This is a genomic window from Mesoterricola sp. MK458 (assembly GCF_055384935.1).
Genome location: NZ_AP045075.1, coordinates 4,728,219 through 4,751,515, shown reverse-complemented (window position 1 = coordinate 4,751,515; position 23,297 = coordinate 4,728,219). Strand labels below are relative to the sequence as shown.

The window sequence follows — 23,297 nt, the reverse complement described above, 5'->3', positions numbered from 1 at the left end:
ATTCGATCTTTTTTTCTCGGTACCCAGACGCCCAATATTGGTAGATTTCGCACTGGACCGCCCCGCATGGGACGGTCGCGCGAATGGAAAGACCCCCGTCAGTCCTTGCCGGGATTGCCGGCCCGGGCCAAGCTGCGCGCCTTTCGGAAGCTGGTGGGGGTTTCGCCCGTGGCCTTGCGGAAGGTTTTCGTGAAGTTGGACTGGTCCTCCCAGCCCAGTTCCGCGGCGATCTGCTGGATGCTCAGGTCCGACTGGACCAGAAGGCGCTTCGCCTCCAGCATGCAGCGCTCGATGATGATGAGCTGCGGCGTCTTGCCCAGCACCAGCCTGCAGGCCGCGTTGAGCCGCCTTGGGGTGCAGCGCAGCCGCTGGGTGTAGAACCCCACCTCCTTCCCGGTCCGGTAGTGCCCGTCCAGTTCCTGCAGGAACGCGTGGAAGAGCTTGAACTCGCCGGTGAGCTGGGCCTGGGTCTTGGTGGCCTGCGCGTGGATGCGCGGCTGGAGAAGGTGCAGGAAGGCCGACATCAGATGGCGCAGCACGGGCCGCGCCTCGGCGGACCCGGACTTCGAGATGTTCCACATGAGCCGCGCCAGGGTCCCGATCTGGCGGCTGAGGGCGTCCCCCGGCAGGGGCAGGTTGGGCGAGGCGAGGAAGTCGGAGAACACCCAGGAGGCGTCCTGGTCCAGGAACTCCTCGCCGAAGTCGATCATCCAGCCTTCGTCCTGGGCGTCGGGCATGTAGAAGTGCTTCTTCCCCTTGGCGACCAGCATCACCCAGGGGCCGAGGATCCGGGTTTCCACCCCGTCCACCAGGTGCGTGCCGGATCCCTTGAGGATGAGGATGACCTGGTGGTGGGGATGGCAGTGGGGCTCCGGCAGCCCCTTCTTCCAGTTCACGTGGCTACGCTCGTCAAGGAGCCACACCTTGAAAACGGTTTCCATGGCCAAGATTCTAGAGGATGGTGTCGTCAATTGGCCGGAAATAATTGGGGTGGTGGTTCATATCCGCATCGGATCAGGTCGGTCATGGGAACGAACGGGGCGGAAGTCCGGCACACGGGCGAATGCGTATGCGGAACGCCTGTACGGGAACCAGGCCCTACCGGGTCCCCATCCGGCCGTTCCCTTCAATCCGGATGAAGCCCTTCAAGCTCCGGGGATCCCTGCGCTCCTCCACCGCCAGCCTGGCTTCCGCTGGCAGGAAGCGGGCGGAGACCAGCAGGTAGCCCGCAGGATTGTCGTCCCCTGGGACGGGAAGGCACACGGAAGACCGCTTGGGATCCTGGAGCATGGCCAGATAGGTCGCTTCCCAACCGGGCGGAGCAACCCGCTGGTGGTACAGGAACCAGACCTGGCCACCCTGGACGCAGGGCTGGATCCGGCCGTGGGGTGAGTCGATGAATTCCAGGTTCCGGTTCCCCGTGCGCGGGAGGGCCTTGCCGAAATCGCGTTCCCATTCGGTGAGCACCCTGGGGGTCAGGCCCGTCCAGGGGGTTTTCACCCAGGCGAGTCGTCCGGTCCGCTGGTCATAACGGCCCAGCCGCCCTGTGTAGGTGGAATAGATGAAGACGTCCTGCCCGAGCGCCCAGAGCTTGTCGAAATTGGGAAGGTCGTTGACCATCCGGGCCAGCTGGGTGGTCTCCCCATCGTAGGCGAACCGGCATTCAGGCTGTGCGGCGCCCGGTCGCCACACCTCCAGGAGGCTGCCCATCCGGAGGTCCTTCGCATCGGGCCCGTTTCCGAAGGCGCCCTTTCCCGGGCCCTTTCCAGACAGGGTGCCCAGCAGAAGGATCCTTCCCCCATCCAGGACCTCGAACTGGGAAAAGGTTCGCGGAGCTTCAAAAACGAGCCGCCACGCGCGATTCGAGGCGTCGTACCGGAAAACCTTTCGCCCGTTCTGTGCGTAGCAACGACCTTGGCAATACTTGACCGGAGCGTTGGGGGACGTGAAGGAAGGCAGGTCCTTCACGGTGGTTCGGCCCTCCTTCGAGGTGATCTCGACCCGCTGGCCGGCCTGGTCACGGAACAGGCTGACGCAATTGCCATGTTCATCCAGCGTGGTTTCATCCGCGAAGTGGTCGCTTGGACCTACCTCCAGATAGCCGGCATGGAACGGCGGGGATGGGGGTGTGGCGATCGCCATTGCCGCGAAGCCCAGGATCGAGACGATCGTATTGCCGGGGTGCATGGGGTCTCTCCTACGGTGCCTCTGCGGCCAGCTTTGAGTGGATGGCTCTGGTGGATGAAACGTTCCGTATCCGGGGCATGGCTGCGCACGCAAAGGAAGGGATGCTATCCTTCTCGCCATAATCCCATTCCAATCGCGATCTTCCCTTGCGGGGCCAGAATGTCACCAGCCGAACCTACGCCAAATCCCCGTATCGAGTTGGACCTTGGCGGTCAGGACTCGATTGGCGATGCCCAGCCTCGCCACTTGCGGCACGTGTCCCAGCAGACCATGCCACCAGCCCCGAAGGTCGAAGCGGTTCTGAAGGAAACCGATATCGGAAGCGATGAAGCGGAACGCACGGTCGCCATCTTCTTCCTTCTTTCGGCCGTTCCAGGTGTGCTTTCAATGCTTCTTGGCCACGGCGCCGGAGGGTTGTTCGGCATCCTGATTCCAATCTACTTTGGGATCGGGCTTCTTCGTGGAGACGACTTCGTTCACCAGTGGGTTGTTGCCGCCTGCATTGTTCAATTGATCGTCGGGCCTCTATCGGCGCTGGCTTCCCCTCGCTCAATCGTATTCATCCTGGGAGGGGTACTGGAGAGCGTGGGACTTCTTGTGTTGGTCTCCGGGAAGGCATTGTCCAGGCAGGCGTATCAAATTTGCCTTGGCGTGGTCGGGCTCGGAATCGTGATGGAACTGGTTGGCTCCTTCATCCGGTGCGCGGGTCCGGTTGTCCTTGACCCACCAGGCCCGGAGGCATAGCGAGCCAGGGAGAAGGATTCGAATTTCGGTACCACCCCGCGGCATGGTTGCGCACGGGGATCCGCCTGCGACGCCTTCCCCTACCTGCGCGCCATTGCCGATCGGAAGTCCGAATCGCTGTTGCTGTCGACCTGTTACCCGGTGAATCCGGCAAACCCCATCGAAGGGCCTTGTCGCCGAGGCGCCGGGGAACCGAGGATCGCCGAAGAAAAACAGGAGATCTTTTTCGGCGATCCTCGGCGTCTTCGGCGCCTCGGCGATAAGCATTTCGTTTCGAACTGCCCCGATGACGGGAGCAGGACGGCCCTCGACCACCCGCCCCAAGGCCCTTTCCAAGAGCAGGCCAGAGTGAGTTTGGGGCGAGGCCTTCATTCAATTCCGTGAAGAACCCTAAAATTGGACCTGGGAGGCTCAGAGGGCTGTATGAGGATCAATCGGCAGTGTATCCAACGGTTGCCGCCCCTCCCCCGAGCCCCAACTCAGCCGCGGGGATCGCATCCCCCGCCGACGTCAGCCAATGGCGGGTGAAGTCCAGGCGCAGCCCGGCCAACCGGGGATCCTCCTGCCTGGTGAAGCGCTGGGTTTGGATGTCGTAGATCCAGTACGTCATCCAGGTCCACGCGGCGCGCTCGGCCGGGGTGAACACCCGAGGCAGCGGGGCGAAACGGTTGCCGGCCTTGCGTTCCAACGCGTCCATCCGCTGGGTGTACTCCGCGTCGATGGCGGAGTTCTGGATCACGGCGAAAAGGACGGTCCGGCCATCCTGGGGGTAGGTGTGCATCCGGAGGGGAAAGGCGTGGCAGGAGATCCGGGTCTCGCCAGCCTCCTTGAGCGGGCGCAGGCCTTGCCGGTCGACCCACGCCAGGAAGGAGGTGTCCAGGCGCGTCCAGGGCGTATCGGGGGCGGCCATGCTGCGGTTCGTCGCGTCGAACACGAACACCTGGCCGGCCTGCGAATTGATCAGAAAGAAGTGATCATTCACCTGAAAGGTGCGGTCGATCAGCGGGAATCCATTGACCTGCATGCAGGCAGGGGCCATGGCCGGCGGGAAGGGATAGGTGCGAACCGGGCGGTCCGGACGGGACGCCTCGTACAATTCCGCGATGGGCATTCGCTCGTTGCCGGCGGAACAGACCATCTCGTGCGTCCAGATCGCCGGCATGTCCACCACGGTGGGCCGGTCCGTCGGGCAGACCAGGAGGATCCGACCTCCAGGCAGGATCTCGAACTGGGAGAAGAGGCGACGCGCCTTGAAGCAGGGAGACCAGGCTCCAGTTACCGGATCCTGCCTCAGGATGGTGGTTCCAGAGCGGACATGGAACCGCCCTTGCCGGAATTTGAGGCCGCCATAGTAGGCGCCCATCGGGCTCGCGGGAATCGGGCCGGAAACCGCGCGGGGCGCGGCGCGCAAGTCCAGGCGTCTTTTTGCCTGGAGGATCGTGAAGCGGTCTTCGAGGGCCAGGATGAGTTTCCCGCCGTCGAGACTGGCATCAATGTCGAGGAACCCGTTGTAGTCGGACCGGGGGAACGTCAGGTCCTGCATCCGGAAGGGTCGCCACGGACCCGCATGGCCTTCGGCGATGCGCGCCGGGACGTGGAACTCAGGGACCTGGGCGGGATCAGCGGCGTACAGGGCCGGGCTCGCGAAGGATGCGGCTGCGAGCGAGATGGTCCGGAGGATGGGCATTATGTCGGTTCGGGTCATATCAGTGGGTCCCTATGCCGGTGTGGTCATGGGTGGCAATCGTGTGATTGCAGCAGAACCAAGTTCCGTCCGATGTCGTGACATACCCGCCGCGATACCTGCAGGTGACCAGAAAGAAACCGGGCTGGTTTGGAATGGGCTCGACGTTGCGCCACCGGATGAGGCAAGCGTGGCTGGTGAAGCACAAATTGCCGCAGGTGTGGGCGCACTGGGTCATGCAAGCTGGCAACACCGCCGAAGCGCTGGGCGCAAAAGCAAGCAGGGCGGCCGCGATGGGGAGACAGGTGGTTGTTCTCATGAATCTCATGGAATTCCTGGGAAGCGATCAGGGTGATTCCCGTCCGGTGCGGGAAGAGCCGCATGCAGGCCTGGAATGCGCACCTCACCTGCGATGTTCCCGGAGGTCATGCATGGCGATATAGCGATCTGGCCTTGCTCAAACTCGCAGCCAGCCTCATCTCCTTCTCAGCCCTGGGGTGGTGACGGGAGGTAGGGGCTGCAGGAAATCCAAAAGGCAGTTCTCCGCGTTCCTCCGCGAGATCTCAGCGCCTCCGCGTCCAATTGGCTGCTGGTGTGCGCCGGCGCGACCGTCCAATGACGCAACGCGCGGACCCACCTGGAGAACCACTTGAACGCGGAGGCGCTGAGGACTCGCGGAGGGTCGCAGAGGAAGAACTTCAGGCTTTCAAAGTCGGGAAGGCCCAATCCGGTTTGCAGGTTTTGATACCACCTTTAATCGAATCGGTTGGGGGGACGAGATTCGAACTTCGGTTCGCCTTCGCTCACCCCGCGGCATGGCTGCGCACGGGGATCCGCCTGCGGCGGACCGGCGTCGACGCTGCCCCGCAGCGTCGACGCCTTCCCCTACCTGCGCGCCATTGCCGATCGGAAGTCCGAATCTTTTCCCCGACGGAAAAGGGGAGCAGCCGGTTGGTTGCTCCCCCTTGGATCTTAATGGTCGGGGCGAGAAGATTCGAACTTCCGACCTCTCGGTCCCGAACCGAGCGCTCTACCAGGCTGAGCCACGCCCCGACGAAGCATCGATCTTAACCTGAACCTGGCCTCCGGGTCCATCACCCTTTCTGGCGGGTCCTCAAAAGCTCCAGGACAGCCTTGAAGGCGTCGGGTTCGCGGCGCGGTGGTGCTGGCTTTTCGGCCTCGGGGGGGTCGCAGGGGACGATCTCCATGGCTTGGATGTTGAGTTTCCACAGGCGGAGCAGGCGCTCCTGGACCTGGGGCCACACGGCCTGGGCGGAGGTCCGCAGGCTGGGGATGATGCGGGGCTGCCAGCAGCCCACCACCAGGGTTCCACGGCTGATGCGCAGGAGCCGGGTGTGCTTTACCAGGGCGGGGCCCACCACCAGGAGCCAGCCGTGGCGCAGGCGGGCCTCGATGCGGGCCTGGGGGTCCGTGGGGAGGCCGGAGGCCTCGCGCAGGGGGACGAGGTTCCGGGAACCCGGGCGCCTCATTCCGGAAGCCGCGGTGGCGGGATCCGGGACCGGGCCCGCAGGTCGTTGAAGAGCACGGGCGAGGCCAGCATGGGGATCATGCGGCCCCCGGCCTCGTCGTAGAGGGTCGTGACGAGATGGTGGAGGTTGCCGGCCTCGCGGAAGAGCACGTCGTCCACGGCGCGCACGCGGCTGGCGGGGATGGCGTGGTTGTCGCAGAAGGTGGTGGCGGCCTCCACCGAGGTGGCGCGGAAATGCGCCTCGAGGATCGGCAGGAGGCGTTCCCGGTCCGTGACCCGCCCGCGGTTGGTGCGCCACCCGGGTTCGCGATCCAGGTCGATGCCCGCCCACATGGCCAGCACCTCGAACTGGCGGTCGCTGCCGCAGCCCAGGGCGATGTCGCCGTCGCTGCACGCGAAGGTCTGGTAGGGGACGATGTGGGGGTGCCCGTTGCCCATGCGGCGCGGGGCCTCCCCGGTCATGAGGGTCTCTGCGGCCACGTTCACCAGGGATGCCAGGGCGGCCTCCATGAGGGGCACCTCCACGTGGACGGCCTCGCCGGTGCGCTCCCGGTGGAGCATGGCGGCCTGGATCCCGTTGGCGAGGTACAGGCCGGCGATGACGTCGACCACGGCCACGCCGGTCTTCATGGGCGCGCCGGGGGCCTCGCCGGTGATGGACATGAGGCCGCTCTCGGCCTGCAGCACGAAATCGTAGCCGGGACGCCTGGAGGCGGGCACGTCGGAGGCGAAGCCGCGCACCGAGGCCACGATGAGCTTGGGGTAGCGGTCGTGGATCCGCTCCCAGGTGAGCCCCAGAGCCTCGGCGGAATCCGGAAGGAAGTTCTCCACCAGGACGTCGGCGGTGGTCATGAGCTCGGCCAGGGTGGCGCGGCAGCCCTCGTCCTCCAGGTCCATGGCCAGGCTCCGCTTGCCGCGGTTGGCGCAGCGGAAGTAGGCGCTCTCGCCCGTGCCCGCCTCGAAGGGCGGGCCCCAGCCCCGGGTGGGATCCCCGGAAGGCGGCTCGATCTTCAGGACCTCGGCGCCGAAGTCCGCCAGCAGCTGCGACGCGAAGGGTCCCGCCAGGATGCGGGAGAAATCCAGGATCTTGTAGTGGGAGAGGAGGTGCGACACGGGCCGAGACTCAGGGGAGCGTCTTGAGGATACGCTGGATCGACTGGGCCTTCCGCCCTTCCGTGACCACCAGCACTCCGTGGAGCTGCGGATCGCCCTCGGCCACCTCCCACTTGTCGCCCTTGGCCTTGAGGAAGCGGCTGAGGCTGGACTCCTTCGTCATCCCGATGACGCCCGCGTAGGGGCCCGTCATGCCCAGGTCGGTGACGTAGGCGGTGCCGCCGGGAAGGACCTTGGCGTCCAGGGTGGGCACGTGGGTGTGGGTTCCCAGCACCGCCGCGACCCGGCCGTCCAGGTGCCAGCCCATGGCCTGGGCCTCGCTGGTGGCCTCGGCGTGCATGTCCACGATCACGATGTCGGCGCGCTCCCGGGCCAGGATGGCGTCCGCGGTGCGGAAGGGGTCGTCGCACACGGGCATGTGCACCCGGCCCATGAGGTTGATGACCAGGACCTCCTGGCCCCCGGGGGTGTGCAGCTTGACGTAGCCTCCGCCCGGGGTGCCCGGGGGGTAGTTGGCGGGCCGGAGGAGCCGCGGCTCGGCCTGGAAGTAGGGGACGATGTCCTTCACGTCGAAGGCGTGGTTGCCGGTGGTGATGACGTTCACCCCCAGTTCGTCGAACCACTGGCGGGCGATGCGCTCGGTGATGCCGTGCCCGTGGGCGGCGTTCTCGCCGTTGACGACGATGAAATCCAGGGCCAGCTCCCGCCGGAGGATGGGCAGATGCGCCTCCACCAGCCGCCGGCCAGCTTCCCCCACCACATCGCCCAGGACGAGAAACCTCATTCAAAAACCTTAACAGGCAGCCTTCCCTGGAATTTTCCAAAAAAAATCAACTTTTTCAGGCACCGGACCGTCCATGACGGCACCAGAGAGGGAACATCCCACCATGCCGGTCCGCCCGGACCGATCCTGCTAGGCTTAATCTTTTAAAGAGTGCCTCATGCCCTTGCCCTTGAGATCCTTGATCATTTCGTGTGTCCTGGCCCTCTCCTGGCCCCTGGCGGCCGTCGCCGCGGAACCCCCGGCGACCATGGGCATGAACGAGATCCGCACCGGCATGAAGGGCGTGGGGCGCACCGTCTGGCAGGGCGGGAAGATCGAGACCTTCCAGTTCGAGGTGATGGGCCTCCAGAAGAACTTCGCCCCGGGCCGCAGCCTCATCCTGGTCCGCGCCAGCGGGGGGCCCCTGGCCAACACCGGCATCCTGGCCGGCATGAGCGGCTCGCCCTGCTACATCGATGGAAGGCTCATCGGGGCCCTCTCCATCGGCTTCGCCTTCGAGAAGGAGCCCATCGGCGGCATCACTCCCATCGGGGAGATGCTCGACGGCCTCCGGGACATGTCCGAATCGTCCTCCACCCGGACGCCCCTGATCCTGCCCCGCATGGAACCGCCCAAGGTCCTCAAGTCCGCCCTCCTGGGCCACATGGTCCCCATCAGCGAGATCCTGGGCACCACCGAGGCCCCCGAGGGCGGCCAGCTGCTGCCCATCCCCGTGTTCGGGGCCTCCACCGCCCCCGAATTGCAGTCCCTCTGGGCCGGGCTGCCCCTGCGCCCCATGGGCGCCGGGGCCGCCGGCACCGGCATCGGGGAGGCCAGCCCCCTGGAACCCGGCGGCATGGTGGCGGTGAACCTGGTGCAGGGCGACCTGGAGATGTCGGCCTCGGGCACCATCACCTACGTCTCGGGAAGGAAGATCCTCTGCTTCGGCCACCAGCTCTTCAACCTGGGCGCGGTGGACCTGCCCCTGTGGTCGGCCTCGGTGGCGGTGTGCGTGCCCAACTACAACAGCTCGTTCAAGCTCTCCCAGTCCGTGGCCCCCGTGGGCGCCCTGCGCCTGGACCGGAGCATGGGCATCGCGGCCATGCTGGGCGCCGAACCCCGCATGGTCCCCATGCGGGTGGGCCTGAACCTGGGCGGCAAGCGCAACCTCAACTTCAAGTTCGAGCTCATGGACCACCCCGTGGTCACGCCCAACCTCGCCGCCATGGTGCTGGGCCAGACCATCTCCACCTACGTGCGGGGCGCCGGCTTCCAGAGCCTGTCGCTGCAGGGCAACATCAAGCTCGCCGGCCACCCGGCCATCGAGATCGAGAACATGGTCGCCGACCTCAACGCCAACCGCATGGCGATGTACCTGGGGGGCATCCTCCAGATCCTGACCATGAACCCCTGGGAGCGCCCGGTGGTCGAGGGCATCAGCCTCACCGTCAAGGCCGAGGAGCGCCTGGACCTCACGGCCATCAGCGGCGTGCGAACCCTCAAGGCGCGGGTGAAGCGGGGCCAGACCCTGCCCGTCCACGTGGTCCTGCAGAACATCCAGGGCGTCAAGGAGACCACCACCATGAACCTCTTCGTGCCGCCCTCGGCCCGGCCCGGCAAGGCCACGCTGCTGGTGGGCGACGGATTCAGCCTCATCAACGCCGACCCCGACGAGAGGGCCATCGACATCGGGGGCCTGGGCGACCTGGTGCGCATGCTCAACGGCGGCATGCGGAACAACCACGCCTACGCGCTCCTGGTGCAGACCCAGCCCGGCGCGGGCCTGCGGGGCGCGCGCATCGAGGGCGTGCCGCCGACCGTCACGGCCATGCTGGGGGCCGACGGCGACCTGAACGCCAACCGCCTGCAGCGCCGGATCATCAGCCGCGGCGTCCTGCCCCTCGAGTCCGAGGTGCGGGGCCTGATCAGCATGGAACTTGAAGTCGAATAGGCGCACGTGGAGACCATGATGAAGAACCTCACCACCGCACTGGGCTCGATCCTCCTCGCTTCGGCGGGCATCGTCTCGGCCCAGCAACCCTCAGCCACGTTCGCGTCGTTCAACGACTGGCTCACCTCCGACGCCAAGGGCGTGCGCATCGGCGCCGACGGCAAGCTCCGCCTCGCCCCCAGCCTCCGCCGGGTGGGCACGCTCCCCGAAGGCATCGTGTGGGCCGCGGTGCCGGACGGCGCCGCGGGCGCCTACCTCAGCGCCGGCAACGAGGGCAAGCTCTTCCACTACACCGCCGGCCAGATGAAGCCCCTGGCCCAGGTGAAGGGCGGCATCGTCTTCGCCATGGCCCGGCTCGGCCAGGACCTCATCGTCGCGCCCAGCGGCGAGAACAAGCTGCTGCGGGTTACCCCTTCCGGGGAGGTCAAGCCCTTCGCGGACATCGATTCGCGCCTGGTGTGGGCGATGGCGGTGGACGGCACGGAGCTGGTGCTGGCCGGGGGCGGCGAGAAGGGCGCCGCCCTGGTGCTGGCCCGGGAAGGCCACAGCCGCAAGCTGGCCGAGCTCCCCGAGGAGACGGCCTTCACGTCCCTGGCGTCCGACGGCAAGGGCGGCTACTACCTGGGCAGCCACGGCCGGGGCCTGGTGCTGCACTACACCGGCGTGCGCACCGGGGACCGCATGGAGACCCTCATGGCCACAGGCTTCGAGGAGGTGCGCGCCCTGGTGGTGAACGACGGTGAGGTGTATGCGGGGGCCACCAACGGCATTTCCAGCAAGTTCGCCGCCGGCAGCCTCGAGCGCCGGGAGGGCTACCTTTCCGAGCCCGGCACCGCGACCCGGTCCGCCGTCATCCACCTGGACAAGGACCGCGTGCCGCAGACGCTCTGGCAGAGCGCCCAGAACCAGATCTTCGCCCTGACGGCATGGAACGGCCAGCTGCTGGTGGGCACCGGCAACCGCTCCCGGCTCTTCGCGCTGCCGCTTTCAGGAAAAGCCCGTGGCGAAGCCCCCTTCAGCGCCCTCCAGGACCTGGGCGCCGCCCAGGCCACCGCCTTCCTGCGCGCGGGCTCCGACCTCATGGTCGTGGCCTCCAACCCCGCCGAGCTGCACATCCTCAACGAAGCCCAGGCCACGGAGGGCACCATCGAGAGCCGCGTCCTCAAGGGCATGCCCCTGGCGGACTGGGGCCGGGCCTACGTGGAGGCCGAGACGCCCCAGGGCACCAGCGTGGACTTCCAGTTCCGCACCGGCTCCACCGAAACCCCCGACGGCACCTGGTCCCCCTGGACGCCGCCCCTCATGAGCGGCGAGCGCCCCCACCTGGCTCCGGCCCGCTTCGCCCAGTTCCGCCTCAAGCTCGCCAGCTCCCGGGGCGGCGCCACCCCCTCCGTGGAAGGCGTGCGCGTCCACTGGGCCAACCGCAACCTGGCGCCCCTGTGGGAGGCCGCGGAGATCATGCCCCCGGGGCTGGTCATCACCCGCACGGCGCCCCCCGACGACATCGGCATCGAGCGGGTGCCCCTGGAGACCCAGAAGCTCATTCCGGCCCTGGGCTACGCCGGCAGCGAGAAGCGCAGCTTCCGCCGGGGCGCCCAGGCCTTCGTGTTCCGCGTTTCCGACCCCAACGGCGACCAGTTGGAGTTCGGCCTGCGCCTGCTGCCCGAGACCGGCGCCCCCATCGAGCTGGAGCGGGCCTGGAAGGAGCGGTTCTTCACCTTCGACACCCTCGGCATCCCCGACGGGAAGTACCGCCTGGAGGTCACCGCCTCCGACGCCCCCAGCCAGCCCCTGAACGTGGCCCTCACCTCCACCCTGCGCACCGCGCCCTTCCTCATCGACCACACCCCTCCGGTCATCAGCGACCTCACCGCCGTCCCCGAGGGCGAGGGCGTGCGGGTGCGCTTCACGGCCAGGGACCAGACCTCCGTGCTCAAGGAAGCGGCCCTTTCCGCCGACGGCGACGGCTGGGTCCAGCTGGCCCCCGAGAGCCGGGTCTTCGACACCCGGGAGGCCACCTTCGACGTGCTGGTGCCCCGCGCCCGCATCAAGGGCAGCCGGGTGATGGTCAAGGTGTCCGACCTGTCCAACAACGAGCAGACCGCCAGCACCGCCATCGGGGAACCCCGGAAGAAGTAGCTAAGCCAGCTCCACCACCGCCAGGAGGCCCCTGCCCCGGGCCTGGGCCCCGCCCGGCAATTCAAGGAGATCCCAGGGAGCCAGGGCCTGCCCGGCCACCTCCACCTCGCCCTCCAGGCACACCACCACCAGGAGGGGCGACGGGGGCAGCGCCGCGGGGGCCCTCACGACGCTGAGCCGGTGCCGCGCCCGCCCCCGGGCGGACATGACGTTGAAGTCGCGGCAGGGCCCCGCCAGGAGGCGGCCCCGGGTGGTCCAGTCCCCTGAGAAGGTCACCGGCCGGTAGGGGCCTTCCAGCACCTGGACGCCGTGCGCGCCGTGGTCCAGCTCCAGGCTGCCCGACAGCAGCATCAGGCTCCGGTCCACGCCGGGAAAGGCGGAGAAGGGTCCCGAACCCGGCACGTCCGCCATGCTGATGCGCCACAGGAAGCCCCCGGCCAGGGTGGCCCCGGGGGGATGGATGACGAGTTCCGTGGTGGAGCCCCCGCCATCCTTCCAGGGCATCACCCGGTAGTCGGCCGGGCCCAGCCTGCGCATCACCGGATGGCGAGGTCGTACGGCATGCGGGCGTAGATGCCCCGGGGGTCGGTGAAGGCTTCCAGCCCGCTGATGACGTGGCGCACCTGACCCTGGAGGCTGTCGGCGGAGCTGTGGGTGAACTGGCGCTTGCCGCCGCCCAGGGCCTTGAGGATCTTCTCCACGGCGGTCCGCGGCTCGGCGGGACCTTCCAGGCGGTAGTCGGACTCGACCTTCGCCTTCCGGGCGGCGAAGGCCACGGCGTCCTGCAGGCTCCCGATCTCGTCCACGAGGCCGATCCGGATGGCGGCGGCGCCGGACCACACGCGGCCCTGGGCGATCTCCTGCACCTGTTCGCGCGTGAGCTTCCGGCTCTCGGCGACCTTGGTGACGAAGAGATCGTAGATCCAGTCCACCATGACCTGGGCCCGCTGGAGCTCGGCGTCGGTCTTGGGGCGGGAGATGGTGAGGGAGTTGGCCAGCTTCGAGGTCTGGACGCCGTCCCAGGTGATGCCGTGCTCGTTGGCCAGGGACTTCACGTTGGGCAGGAGGCCGAAGACGCCGATGGAGCCGGTGATGGTGGTGGGCTCCGCGAAGATGCGGTCGGCGTAGGTGGAGATCCAGTAGCCGCCGGAGGCCGCCAGGTGGCCCATGGACACCACCACGGGCTTCTCCTTGCGGGCCAGGACCAGCTCGCGCTGGATGAGCTCGGAGGCCGGGGCGCTGCCGCCGGGGCTGTTCACGCGCAGGACGATGGCCTTGACGCGCTTGTCCAGGCGCAGGCGCCGGAGCTCGTTGCTCAGGGTATCCCCGCCGATGCTGCCGGAGGTGCCCATGCCGTCCACGATGGCGCCCTCGGCGAACACCAGGGCGATGCGGTTGGAGCCGGTGGCCTCGGGGATCGTCTTGGCGTAGGTGGCCATGTCGATCTGGGGGAAGTCGCGGTCACTGGCCTTCCGGCCGGCGATCTCCTTGAGCTCGTCCAGCACCTGGTCGTTGGCCACGAGCTTGTCTACCAGCCCCGCCTTGAGGGCCTCGGGCGAGGTGAGGGTCCCCTGCTCGTCGGCGATGGTCTGGAGCTGGGCGGGGGTGAGCTTGCGGTCGGCGGCCACGGCCGCCTTCCATTCGGTCCACAGGTCGCCCATGAGGACCTGCAGCTCCTCCCGGGCCGGGTCGCTGAGCTTCTCCAGGACGTAGGGCTCCACCGCGCTCTTGTACTTGCCCACGCGGGTGACCTGCACGTCCACGCCGTACTTCTTGAAGGCCTTGCCGTAGAAGGTGACTTCCGAGGCGTAGCCGGTGGCGTCCAGCACGCCCAGGGGGTTCATGTAGACCTTGCCCACGCCGGCGCAGAGGTAGAGTTCCCGCTTGGTCCAGTACTGGTTGTAGGCGATCACGGGCTTGCCCGAGACCTTCCGGAAGCGCAGGATGGCCTCCCGCAGCTCCTTGAGGGCGGCGGGACCCGAGCCCACGCCCTCGGGGCGGACGATGCCGGTGATGTAGAGGGCGCTCAGGCCCGAATCATGGGACGCCCGGTCGATGGCTTGGACGAGCACCTGGAGGGGAATACCCTCCGCCGGCCCGCCCCCCGCGGCCCTCTGCAGGAGTTCCGCCGGGCCCTGGTCCGGGTAGGAATCCGTGAAGTTGGTGTTCAGGTCCAGGATCAGAACCGCCCGGGAAGGCACCACCGGCTTGGTGGGCCCCATGGAGGCCACCAGGATCACCAGAAGCACCAGCACGCCCCCCGCGAAGAGGCCCAAAGCCACGAACGACGCCAAAAGCGACTTGAAAAAGTCCTTCATGAATCTACCCCCGGTTCGTTTCCACCATGGTAATGCCCCCACGCGCCCGTTTGATACCTCTTTGGCAAAGGTGACAAAACGAGTAAACTTTGGAGGAACGCAGGAGAACCCGTGGCCAACTACCCCGAATACATGGTCGCCCCCATGAGGGACGAACTCAGCCAGGCCGGTTTCCGGCACCTCATGACCCCCGCCGAGGTGGACGAGGCCCTCCAGCGCCCCGGCACCACGCTGCTCATCGTGAACTCCGTGTGCGGCTGCGCCGCGGCCGGGGCCCGCCCGGGGGTGGTCAAAGCCTTGCGGGAGAAGGGGCTCCGGTTCGACCACCTGGTCACGGTCTTCGCGGGCATGGAGACCGAGGCCACCCAGCGGGCCCGGGAGTACTTCGAAGGCGCCGCGCCCAGCTCGCCCCAGGCCGCGATCCTCCGGGACGGCCGCCTGGTCCACCTCATGGGCCGCATGTCGTTCCTGGACCGCACGCCGGACATGATCGCCGAGGAGCTCTGCGCGTCCATTTCGTGACCGCTGACCGGTCGCCGATGCTTACCATGGTTTCATGCGCATCTGGCGATTCCTGGCCCTGATCCCGTTCTGCCTCCACGGGCAGGAGCCGCTGCCCGCGTCGACCCTGGCGGCCCCCATCCAGGTGGACCTGGCCCCCATGTTCGCCGCCGCGGAGCGCACCACCCCCGTGACGCCCCAGGGCGTGGAGACGTGGACCAACCTGCCCGGCCTCGCCCAGGGGAGCCCGGCCTACCGGTTCAACCTGTACCGGGAGCCGCTGTACTTCGTGCTGAAGGGCAACCGGGTCCTCATGCACACCACGGTGAACTACTGGTTCGAGGTGGGCCTGCGCATGGGCACCTACGTGAAGGGCATGGGTTCCTGCGGCCTGCCGCCGGAAACCTTCCGCAAGGCCCGCCTGGGCATCCAGGCCGAAGTGTCCCTGACCCCCGACTGGGGCCTGGACCTCAAGCTCACGCCCGAGGAGCCCCTGCGCATCGACGGCTGCCACGTCACGTACCTGGGCTACGACATCACCGACAAGGTGCTGGCTGGCATGAAGGACAACCTCGCCAAGGCCACCCGGGCCCTCCAGGTGCAGATCCAGGAAGCCACCCGGCTCCGGCCCCGGGCCGAGGCGGCCTGGCTCCAGGCCCAGCAGCCCGTGGAGCTCGCCCCGGGCGTGTTCCTCATGCTCAACCCCGAGCGCGTGAGGCTGAGCCCCTGGTCCAGCCAGGGCAAGGTGCTGACCCTCACGCCCGAGATCCAGATCCGGCCCGCGGTGTGCCTGGGGGCGCGGCCCCAGCCCGTGCCCCGGCCCCTTCCCCCCCTGGACCTGTCGACCCGGCCCATCGCGCCGGGCTTCAGCCTCCAGGTGGACGCGGACCTGAGCTACGAGCACGCCTCGCGCCAGCTCACGCAGCAGCTTTCCGCCCAGCCCTTCGAGACCGACAAGGGCCGGTTCGAAGTCACCCGCGCCGCCGTGCGCGGCAAGGACGGCTGGGCCTACCTGGACCTGGACATCAAGGGGAAGGTCACGGGAAGGCTCACCCTCAAGGGCCGCCCCGTCTTCAATGAGATCCTGGGCACCCTCCGCCTGGAGGACCTGGACTACACCCTGGAGACCCGCAACTGGATCACCAGCCTGGGGGAGTGGTTCTACCGCGGCACCCTCCGCAAGACCCTCACGGACAAGTGCAGCTTCTTCCTGGACAAGAGCCTCAAGGACCTGAAGGAGAAGACCCAGCAGGGCCTCAACCGCGCCCTTACGCCCCAGGTGGCCCTCACCGGCGTGGTGGACGCCTTCCGGGTGGGCCGGGTGGACGTGCTGGAGGACCGGTTCAAGGTGGTGGCCCGCCTGGAGGGCGCGGTGCAGATCGGCGTCACGCCCGATGCGCGCTGAGGACTGGGAGGCGCTGGGCGCAAGGCTCCGGGGGCTGGCGGCGCGGGCGGGGCTCCGCCTGTGGCGCTGGGTGCTGGGGTTCCTGGGCGAGGTTCTCCAGCGGTTCAGCGCCCACCGGCTCCTGGGCGCGGCGACCCTCCTGGTCCTCGGCGGGGGCCTGCTGGCCGGGGCCCGGGCCCTGCCGGTGGTCTACGGGCACTATGCCCTGCGCCACGCCGCGGGGATCGCGGCCCGGCAGTCCCGCATCAAGGGCGAGGAGGCCGCGCTCCACTCCCTGCGCCGCCGCGCCTTCGACCTGGGCTTCACGGAGGCGGCCCTGGGGGAGGACGCCTTCCGCCTGACGCCGGGCCTCACCGAGGAGGGCCCCGTGTGCACCGTCACCTACGACTTCACCCACCTGGTGAGCGTCTACGGCCTCTTCACGGTCCCGGTGCGGGTGCGGGCCGAGGTGACCGGGATGCAGCTGGACCCCCTCCCCAACCCCTTGGCCGGGGACGGTGAGGAGAGGGAGCCGCAGCGCTGACCTGGGAGGGTCCTAGAACCCCAGGACCTTGCGCATTCCCGCCAGCACCTTGTCGGTGTTGGGGAGGATGGCCCGCTCCAGGATCCGGTTGAAGCCCACGGGGGTGAAGGTGGAGCCCACGCGGCCCACGGGGGCGTCCAGCCACGGGAAGCACTGCTCGGAGACCTGCGCGGCCACCTCGCCTCCGAAGCCGCCGAAGACCTTGTCCTCGTGCACCACGATGGCGCGGTGCGTCTTGCGGACGCTGGCGAAGATCGTCTCGGTGTCCAGGGGATTGAGGCTGCGAAGGTCGATGACCTCCACGCTGCGCCCCTCGGCCTCGAGCTTGTGGGCGGCCTCCAGGGCGAAGTGCACGGGCGTGCCGTAGGCGAGCACCGTGAGGTCCGTGCCCTCCCGCCGCACCCGGGCCTTGCCGAAGGGAACGGCGAAGTCCGCGGGGATGTGGGCCTTGCTCTGGGCGGCGTTGTAGAGGAACTTCGGCTCCAGGAAGAGGCTGACGCCCCGGCTCCGGATGCAGGTGCGCAGCAGGCCCGCGGCATCGTCGGCGAAGGCCGGCACCACCACGCGGATGCCCGGGATGGTGGTGAGGAAGCCCTCGATGTTCTGGCTGTGGTAGAGGCCGCCGCCGATGTAGCCGCCCGAGGCCAGGCGGATGGTGATGTTGGGCACCTGCTTGCCCATGCTCCGCCAGGACTCGTGGGAGAGCTCGATGAGCTGCTCGGTGGCGGGCCAGAAGTAGTCGGCGAACTCGGCGCCTTCCACCACCACGCGGATCTTGTCGTCCAGGCGCGTGAAGCCGTTGGCCGTGCCGGTGATGAAGTCCTCGGCGATGGGTCCGTTGAAGACCCGCCCGCGCCCGAACTCCTGCTGCATGCCTTTGGTGATGTTGAAGATGCCGCCCTTGTCCTTGTTGGCCACGTCCTGGCCCCAGATGTAGGTGTCGGGGTTGGCCCGGAACTCCTCCTTCAGGGTCTGGTTGATGGCGTGGAGCATGGTCTCCTTGGGACCCTCCTCGTCGTGGGTGCCGTCGGGGAACAGCGGCGTGACCCAGGGCTCGGGCACCAGGTGCTCGTGGATGGCCGCGGGGTCGGGGTCCTTGGCGGCGATGGCGGCGTCCGAGGCGGCGTTGTACGTCTCCAGGTTCGCCTTCTCGATGGCCGCCAGGTCGGCCTCGGCCACGCCGTGCTCCAGGCAGTAGGTCCGGAAGCGCGGAAGCGGGTCCTGGGCCCGGGCGGCGGCCAGTTCCTCGGGGGAACGGTAGAGCTCGTGCTTGTCGCTGTTGGAGTGGCTGCCGATGCGCACGCAGTCGGCCTGGATGATGGCCGCGCCGGCGCCGGACTTCGCGTAGGCCACGGCCTCGCGCAGGGCCCGCATGGAATCCAGGGGGTCCTTGCCGTCGCACTTCAGGATCAGCAGGTTGGGGAACCCGCGGAAGTTGTCGCACACGTGCACGTTGGCGGTCTGGTCGGACTTGGGCACGGAGATCCCGTAGCCGTTGTCCTGGAACACGAAGACCACCGGCAGCTTCTCGAGGCTGGCGCCGTTGATGGCCTCGTACACGTAGCCTTCCGAGACGCTGGACTCGCCCTGGCTGCTGAACACCACCGCATCCCGGCCGTAGGTCTTGACGGCCCGCGCCAGACCCACGGCGTGCTGGGTGTGGTTGCCGGTGCAGCTGGAGACGTTCTGGATGTGGATCTCGGGCTTGCCGAAGTGGTTGGACATGTGGCGCCCGCCGCTGGACGGGTCATCGGCCTTGGAGATGCCGTTGAGGATGATCTCCAGGGGCGTCAGGCCTCCCGCGAGGCAGGTGAGCAGGTCCCGGTAGTAGGGGAACAGGTAGTCCTGCCCGGCCCGGAACGTGAGGCCCAGGGCCAGCTGGATGCCGTCGTGGCCCGCGCAGGGGGCGTGGTAGGACCAGCCGATGGCCTGCTTGAGGTAGTTGGGCGCCTTGTCGTCCAGGACGCGCCCCATGTGCATGGTGCGGTACCACGCCAAAAGGGTCGGGGCGTCCGGACCCTCTGCCACCTGGGCCCGCGGGCCCGCATCCTTCACCTTCGTCTCGATCATCGCCGGTCCTCGTTCAGACTTCACTCGGTGCATCGGCCGCGGACGGCCGTTCAATAACTTATGACCCGGATCTGGGGGTCGATTTCGTCCTGCAGGAGCCCCTCGATGAAGCGCAAGGTCCCCCCGCCGGAACTGGGACAGGAGCCGCAGGCTCCGTGGTAGCTGATCTGGAGGGTGTTGTCCTCGAAGGATAGCACTTCCACCCCGCCGCCGTCGCCGGCGAGGCCGGGCCGGATGCGCTCGTCCAGGAGCTTGTTGATGGCCGCCAGCTTCTCGTCGTCGGCCAGGGTGCTCCCGGGGGCCGGGGCGTTGCCGTCCACCGCCTCCATCTCCAGGTCCTCGATGGCCTCGCAGATGGGATCGATGAGGCCGCTCCATTCGTCGTCGGAGGCCTTGTTCACGGTGACGAAGCGGTCCATGTAGAAGACGGAGGTGATCCGGCCCAGCGCGAAAAGGCTTGAGGCGAGGGGGTCCCCCACCGCGGCCCCGAAGTCCCGGAAGGAGCGCGTCCCGGAGCGGAGAATGGGCCGCTGCACGATGAACTTGAGCGCATCGGGATTGGGAGTGGGTTCGATGTTGACGACCTTGGGCATACGGTAACCTCGCCACTGACTTGAATAGTTTACTAGAAATGTCGGGATTATCCAGTCCAAACTGTGGGAAAGGCCCTGGGAAGATCCGGGCAATCTGAAGGATGGAGAAACCGAATGCTGGAAGCCGAACGTGAAGCCTGCATAGCCGCTGCCCTCGCGGGCGGGAAGATCCTGTTGACCTATTTCCGCAAGTTGGATCCTCGCACCATTTCCGAAAAGTCCAAGAACGACCTGGTGAGCGAAGCCGACCGGGCCAGCGAGGCGGCCATCCAGCGGCTGCTGGCCGACCGCTTCCCCGCCTATGGCTTCCTGGGGGAGGAAACCGGGGCCACCGGTCCCGTGGAAGGCCGCGTGTGGATCGCCGACCCCCTGGACGGCACCCTCAACTTCATCCAGGGCTTCCCCCACTGGTGCGTCTCCGTGGCCCTGTGGGACCCCCAGGGGCCCCTGGCCGGCTGCATCTATGATCCCCTGCGGGAAGATCTCTTCGTGGCCGTGCGGGGCGAGGGGGCCACCTGGAACGGGCAGCCCATGACCGTTTCAAGCCAGCCTGGCCTCACCGGGGCCTTCCTGGCCACCGGTTTCGCCTGGCAGCTGGGCGACCGTTTCGAGCGCTTCGTGAGCACCCTGCCCGCCATCTTCCACCGCGCCAAGGCCATCCGCCGCGGAGGCTCGGCCGCCCTGGACTTGGCCCACACGGCCTGCGGCATCTACGACGGCTACTACGAGATGGGACTGCGGAAGTGGGACTTCGCCGCCGGGGTGCTCCTGCTGCAGGAGGCCGGGGGGTGCGTCACCGACTGGCGGGGCGGGGACGGCTGGGTGGAGTCGGGCGACGTGGTCACGGGCAATCCCCAGGTCCAGGCGGAACTCCTGGCGTCGCTTCGCTGACCCTGAGTTCCGACCCACCCGCAGGTGTAACGGTCCCAGGCAATGGGTGTCAGGATCCGTAACAGCGTCGGCCGCTCTCCCGCATGATCGTTAAACCGTTTGTTTACAATTGTTTATGCATTGTCCAGGGTCCATCCGGGAACCCCGGGGGCCGCGCGGGGTGCATCCGCACCGTTACGGTTTCGATCCAGACCTGGGTTCCGGGCCGGACCCCTCCTCGCCGGGGATCCCCCGATTCAGGGGTTTTCGCGGCACTCCGTCGACCCTGGAATGCATTGGCACTGCTCTTGCTCAGATCCTTGCCATCCCCCTGGAGGAATGCATGACCTCGACCCTAGCGACCCGTCTGGACCTGCGCAAGGCGACGCCCGCGGATGCGCCCGCCTGCGGGCGCATCTGCTATGAGGCCTTCGCCGCCCTCAGCCTTGCCCACAACTTCCCGTCCGACTTCCCTAGCCCCGAGGCCGCCATCGGCATGCTCGCCGTGCCGTTCGCGGACCCGGGCTTCCACTGCATGATCGCGCTCCGGGAGGGACGGATCATCGGTAGCGTCTGCTTGGACGAACGCGCACCTGTCGTCTGCCTGGGACCCATCACCATCGATCCCGCGGCCCAGAACGCCGGGGCGGGGCGCCAGCTGATGGAGGCCGCCCTGGAGCGCGAGCGGGCGCGAGGCGCGGCGGGAGTGCGGCTGGTCCAGGCCGCGTTCCACAACCGCACCTTGGCGCTGTACGCGAGCCTGGGCTTCGATGCGCGGGAACCGCTCTCCTGCCTGCAGGGGCGGACCCGCACCCGCAGCGTTCCCGGCTGCGCCGTGCGTCCGGCCCGGACGGAGGATCTGGACGCCTGCTGTGCCGTGGCCTTGCGGGTGCACGGCTTCGAGCGCCGGAGCGAGCTGGACCAGATGATCCGCGCCGGCGAGACCCGGCTGGTGGAGCGTGACGGCCGGATCACCGGCTACGCCAGCGCCCTGGGCTTCTCCGGCCACGCCGCGGCGGAGGACACCCCCGACCTGATGGCCCTGCTCGCAAGCGCGGACGGCTTCCAGGGCCCGGGCGTGCTGGTGCCGACCCGGAACGCCGGGCTGTTCCGTTGGTGCCTGGCCGAAGGGCTGCGCGTGGTGCAACCCATGACCCTCATGAGCGTGGGTTCGTACCTCGAGCCCAAGGGGGCCTGGCTGCCGTCCGTCTCATCCTGACCGCCGCCCCGGCCTGGATCAATCGACGAGGGCTGGGCCAGGGCGCCCCAGCGTCGCCACCAGGGCGCTGTAAGGGCCCAGCGCGGGGGGCAGGCCGTGGGCCGGTACGGAGCCGGTGGCCAGCAGCACCTGGGCCGACCCGGAAAGGCCCAGGTCCAGCCTGCGCTCCTTGTCCGAAAGGTTCACCGCCACCAGGATCGTCTCCTCGTCGACCACCCGGAGGTAGGCGAGGACATGGGGGTCGTCCTGGGCCAGGGGCCGGTAGGCCCCGTCCTGGAGAGCCTTGCGCGACCGGCGCAGGGCCAGGACGGCCCGGTGCCAGTTGAGCACGGAGCCGGGGTCCCGGCGTTCCGTGGCCACGTTGTGGCTGCGCGCGCTGGCGGGCACGGGGAGCCAGGGCCGGCCGGTGGTGAAGCCCGCGGCGGCGGTGGCGTCCCACTGCATGGGGGTGCGCTCCCCGTCCCGCCTCTTGGCGGTGGGCCACCCGGCCCGGCCCATGGGATCCATCACGTCCTCCCGGCGCGCCGGATCCGTGTTGATCATGCCCAGCTCGTCGCCGTAGTAAAGGATCGGCGTGCCCCGCAGGGTGAGGAGGAGCGTCCCCAGGGCCTTGGCGATGGCGTCGTCGTGGACCTTGTCGCCGTAGCGGCTCGCGGGCCGCGCCAGGTCGTGGTTCCCCAGCACCAGCACCGGCCAGAACCCCGTGGCCTCCGTGGCGGCGATCCGCTTGCGGAAATCCGGGGCCGACAGCTTTTCCGCCATGGCGAGCATGTGCCCCGTTGGCATCTGCAGCTGGTCGCGGCCATTCCCGTAGTAGCTCCGGAGCTCCTCCGTGGAATCGGTGTAGGTCTCGCCGATGAGCACCGCCCCGAAGGGGTCCGCCTCCCGGCGCAGGGCCCGCATGAGTCCGCGGCCCTCCTCCAGCTTGTAGTTGTGCACGTTGAGCATGTTCGGATCGCCGAAGGCGTTGCGGCCCGGCAGCAAAGGGTTGTCCTTGAGGTCCGGGTCCTCGAAGACGGTGTCCAGCGCGTCCAGGCGGAAGCCGGCCACGCCCCGCTTGTACCACCACCGGGTCACGTCCAGCATCTCGTCCCGCACGGCGGGGTTCCTCCAGTTCAGGTCGGGCTGGGAGCCGTAGAAGAAGTGGTAGTAGTACTGCCCCGTGGTCCGGTCCAGGGTCCAGGCCGGCCCCCCGAACAGGGACACCCAGTTGCAGGGCGGCGCCGCCCCCTTCCCGTCCCGCCACACGTACCAGTCCCGGCGCGCCGCACTGCGCGAGGACCTCGAGTCCTTGAACCAGGGGTGCTGGTCGGAGGTGTGGTTGAGCACCAGGTCCAGCACCACCCGGATCCCCCGCCGGCGGCCCTCGGCCACGAGCCGGTCGAAGTCCGCGAGGGTGCCGAAGCGCGGATCGATGGCCCGGTAGTCGGACACGTCGTAGCCGAAGTCCACCTGGGGCGAGGGGAAGATGGGCGTGAGCCACACCGCGTCCACCCCCAGGTCCCGCAGGTAGTCCAGGCGGGCCGTGATGCCGTTCAGGTCCCCCACGCCGTCGCCCTTGGTGTCCTGGAAGCTGCGGGGGTAGATCTCGTAGAAGACGGCGTGGCGCCACCATTCGACGGGGGAGGCGGCCCCGAGGGCCAGACAGAGGAAGGCGAAGAGGGCTGCGCGCGGCGTGCGGTTCATGGGCGTCTCGGAATAGGGGGCTGAAAAGGGTGGGACGGAAAA

General features: G+C 68.1%; 19 protein-coding genes and 1 tRNA gene. 8 read left to right on the top strand and 12 right to left on the bottom strand.

Annotation, left to right across the window (positions count from 1 at the left end):
- Positions 1 to 98: 98 nt before the first annotated feature.
- On the bottom strand, positions 99 to 941 hold the full coding sequence (locus tag ACZ5LB_RS20720) for an AraC family transcriptional regulator (RefSeq protein WP_464604107.1): 843 nt from the start codon (positions 939 to 941) through the stop codon (positions 99 to 101).
- Positions 942 to 1,098: 157 nt separating this feature from the next.
- The gene (locus tag ACZ5LB_RS20715) at positions 1,099 to 1,710 is read right to left on the bottom strand and encodes a hypothetical protein (RefSeq protein ID WP_464604106.1); all 612 of its coding nucleotides are present in this window, start codon (positions 1,708 to 1,710) and stop codon (positions 1,099 to 1,101) included.
- Between the two features lie 636 nt (positions 1,711 to 2,346).
- Between ACZ5LB_RS20715 and ACZ5LB_RS20710 the strand changes: the two genes are divergently transcribed.
- Positions 2,347 to 2,931 (top strand): hypothetical protein, encoded by a 585-nt coding sequence (locus ACZ5LB_RS20710; RefSeq protein WP_464604105.1) that lies wholly within the window; start codon positions 2,347 to 2,349, stop codon positions 2,929 to 2,931.
- Between the two features lie 430 nt (positions 2,932 to 3,361).
- On the opposite strand, the gene ACZ5LB_RS20705 is transcribed toward ACZ5LB_RS20710, so the two are convergent.
- The 5 genes from ACZ5LB_RS20705 to ACZ5LB_RS20685 form a co-directional block, all read right to left on the bottom strand.
- Positions 3,362 to 4,618 (bottom strand): hypothetical protein, encoded by a 1,257-nt coding sequence (locus ACZ5LB_RS20705; protein WP_464604104.1) that lies wholly within the window; start codon positions 4,616 to 4,618, stop codon positions 3,362 to 3,364.
- Between the two features lie 973 nt (positions 4,619 to 5,591).
- Positions 5,592 to 5,668 (bottom strand) — tRNA-Pro (locus ACZ5LB_RS20700).
- 41 nt (positions 5,669 to 5,709) lie between these two features.
- Positions 5,710 to 6,105: a DciA family protein gene (locus ACZ5LB_RS20695; RefSeq protein WP_464604103.1), complete on the bottom strand. Its 396-nt coding sequence runs from the start codon at positions 6,103 to 6,105 to the stop codon at positions 5,710 to 5,712.
- A complete protein-coding gene (locus tag ACZ5LB_RS20690; protein WP_464604102.1) occupies positions 6,102 to 7,217 on the bottom strand; it encodes a CaiB/BaiF CoA transferase family protein in 1,116 nt (371 codons plus the stop codon). The genes ACZ5LB_RS20695 and ACZ5LB_RS20690 overlap by 4 nt, the downstream gene beginning before the upstream one ends.
- 10 nt (positions 7,218 to 7,227) lie before the next feature.
- Positions 7,228 to 8,001, bottom strand: coding sequence for a TIGR00282 family metallophosphoesterase (locus ACZ5LB_RS20685; RefSeq protein ID WP_464604101.1), 774 nt, complete (start codon positions 7,999 to 8,001; stop codon positions 7,228 to 7,230).
- 178 nt (positions 8,002 to 8,179) lie between these two features.
- Here ACZ5LB_RS20685 and ACZ5LB_RS20680 point away from each other — a divergent pair, with 178 nt between their 5' ends.
- A complete protein-coding gene (locus ACZ5LB_RS20680) occupies positions 8,180 to 9,931 on the top strand; it encodes a SpoIVB peptidase S55 domain-containing protein (protein ID WP_464604100.1) in 1,752 nt (583 codons plus the stop codon).
- A gap of 18 nt (positions 9,932 to 9,949) precedes the next feature.
- A complete protein-coding gene (locus ACZ5LB_RS20675; protein ID WP_464604099.1) occupies positions 9,950 to 12,070 on the top strand; it encodes an Ig-like domain-containing protein in 2,121 nt (706 codons plus the stop codon).
- On the opposite strand, the gene ACZ5LB_RS20670 is transcribed toward ACZ5LB_RS20675, so the two are convergent.
- Both ACZ5LB_RS20670 and sppA read right to left on the bottom strand, forming a co-directional pair.
- Positions 12,071 to 12,607 (bottom strand): HutD/Ves family protein, encoded by a 537-nt coding sequence (locus ACZ5LB_RS20670; protein WP_464604098.1) that lies wholly within the window; start codon positions 12,605 to 12,607, stop codon positions 12,071 to 12,073. It lies immediately after the preceding gene.
- Positions 12,607 to 14,388: a signal peptide peptidase SppA gene (sppA, locus tag ACZ5LB_RS20665; protein ID WP_464604097.1), complete on the bottom strand. Its 1,782-nt coding sequence runs from the start codon at positions 14,386 to 14,388 to the stop codon at positions 12,607 to 12,609. Before sppA ends, ACZ5LB_RS20670 begins: the two co-directional genes overlap by 1 nt.
- 132 nt (positions 14,389 to 14,520) lie before the next feature.
- Between sppA and ACZ5LB_RS20660 the strand changes: the two genes are divergently transcribed.
- The 3 genes from ACZ5LB_RS20660 to ACZ5LB_RS20650 are packed head-to-tail and all read left to right on the top strand — an operon-like array spanning position 14,521 to position 16,817.
- Positions 14,521 to 14,910, top strand: coding sequence for a BrxA/BrxB family bacilliredoxin (locus tag ACZ5LB_RS20660; protein ID WP_464606348.1), 390 nt, complete (start codon positions 14,521 to 14,523; stop codon positions 14,908 to 14,910).
- 34 nt (positions 14,911 to 14,944) lie between these two features.
- Positions 14,945 to 16,294 carry a DUF4403 family protein gene (locus ACZ5LB_RS20655; protein WP_464604096.1) on the top strand — a complete coding sequence of 450 codons (1,350 nt, stop codon included), beginning with the start codon at positions 14,945 to 14,947 and terminating at the stop codon, positions 16,292 to 16,294.
- Positions 16,284 to 16,817 carry a hypothetical protein gene (locus tag ACZ5LB_RS20650; RefSeq protein WP_464604095.1) on the top strand — a complete coding sequence of 178 codons (534 nt, stop codon included), beginning with the start codon at positions 16,284 to 16,286 and terminating at the stop codon, positions 16,815 to 16,817. The genes ACZ5LB_RS20655 and ACZ5LB_RS20650 overlap by 11 nt, the downstream gene beginning before the upstream one ends.
- Positions 16,818 to 16,829: 12 nt before the next feature.
- On the opposite strand, the gene ACZ5LB_RS20645 is transcribed toward ACZ5LB_RS20650, so the two are convergent.
- Positions 16,830 to 18,887, bottom strand: coding sequence for an alpha-ketoacid dehydrogenase subunit alpha/beta (locus tag ACZ5LB_RS20645; protein WP_464604094.1), 2,058 nt, complete (start codon positions 18,885 to 18,887; stop codon positions 16,830 to 16,832).
- 50 nt (positions 18,888 to 18,937) lie between these two features.
- Positions 18,938 to 19,480 carry a NifU family protein gene (locus tag ACZ5LB_RS20640; RefSeq protein WP_464604093.1) on the bottom strand — a complete coding sequence of 181 codons (543 nt, stop codon included), beginning with the start codon at positions 19,478 to 19,480 and terminating at the stop codon, positions 18,938 to 18,940.
- Between the two features lie 114 nt (positions 19,481 to 19,594).
- Between ACZ5LB_RS20640 and ACZ5LB_RS20635 the strand changes: the two genes are divergently transcribed.
- A complete protein-coding gene (locus tag ACZ5LB_RS20635) occupies positions 19,595 to 20,371 on the top strand; it encodes an inositol monophosphatase family protein (protein WP_464604092.1) in 777 nt (258 codons plus the stop codon).
- 322 nt (positions 20,372 to 20,693) lie between these two features.
- Positions 20,694 to 21,569, top strand: a complete 876-nt coding sequence (locus tag ACZ5LB_RS20630; RefSeq protein ID WP_464604091.1) for a GNAT family N-acetyltransferase — start codon at positions 20,694 to 20,696, stop codon at positions 21,567 to 21,569.
- Positions 21,570 to 21,587: 18 nt separating this feature from the next.
- On the opposite strand, the gene ACZ5LB_RS20625 is transcribed toward ACZ5LB_RS20630, so the two are convergent.
- Positions 21,588 to 23,255 carry a glycoside hydrolase family 13 protein gene (locus ACZ5LB_RS20625; protein WP_464604090.1) on the bottom strand — a complete coding sequence of 556 codons (1,668 nt, stop codon included), beginning with the start codon at positions 23,253 to 23,255 and terminating at the stop codon, positions 21,588 to 21,590.
- Between the last annotated feature and the right edge of the window lie 42 nt (positions 23,256 to 23,297).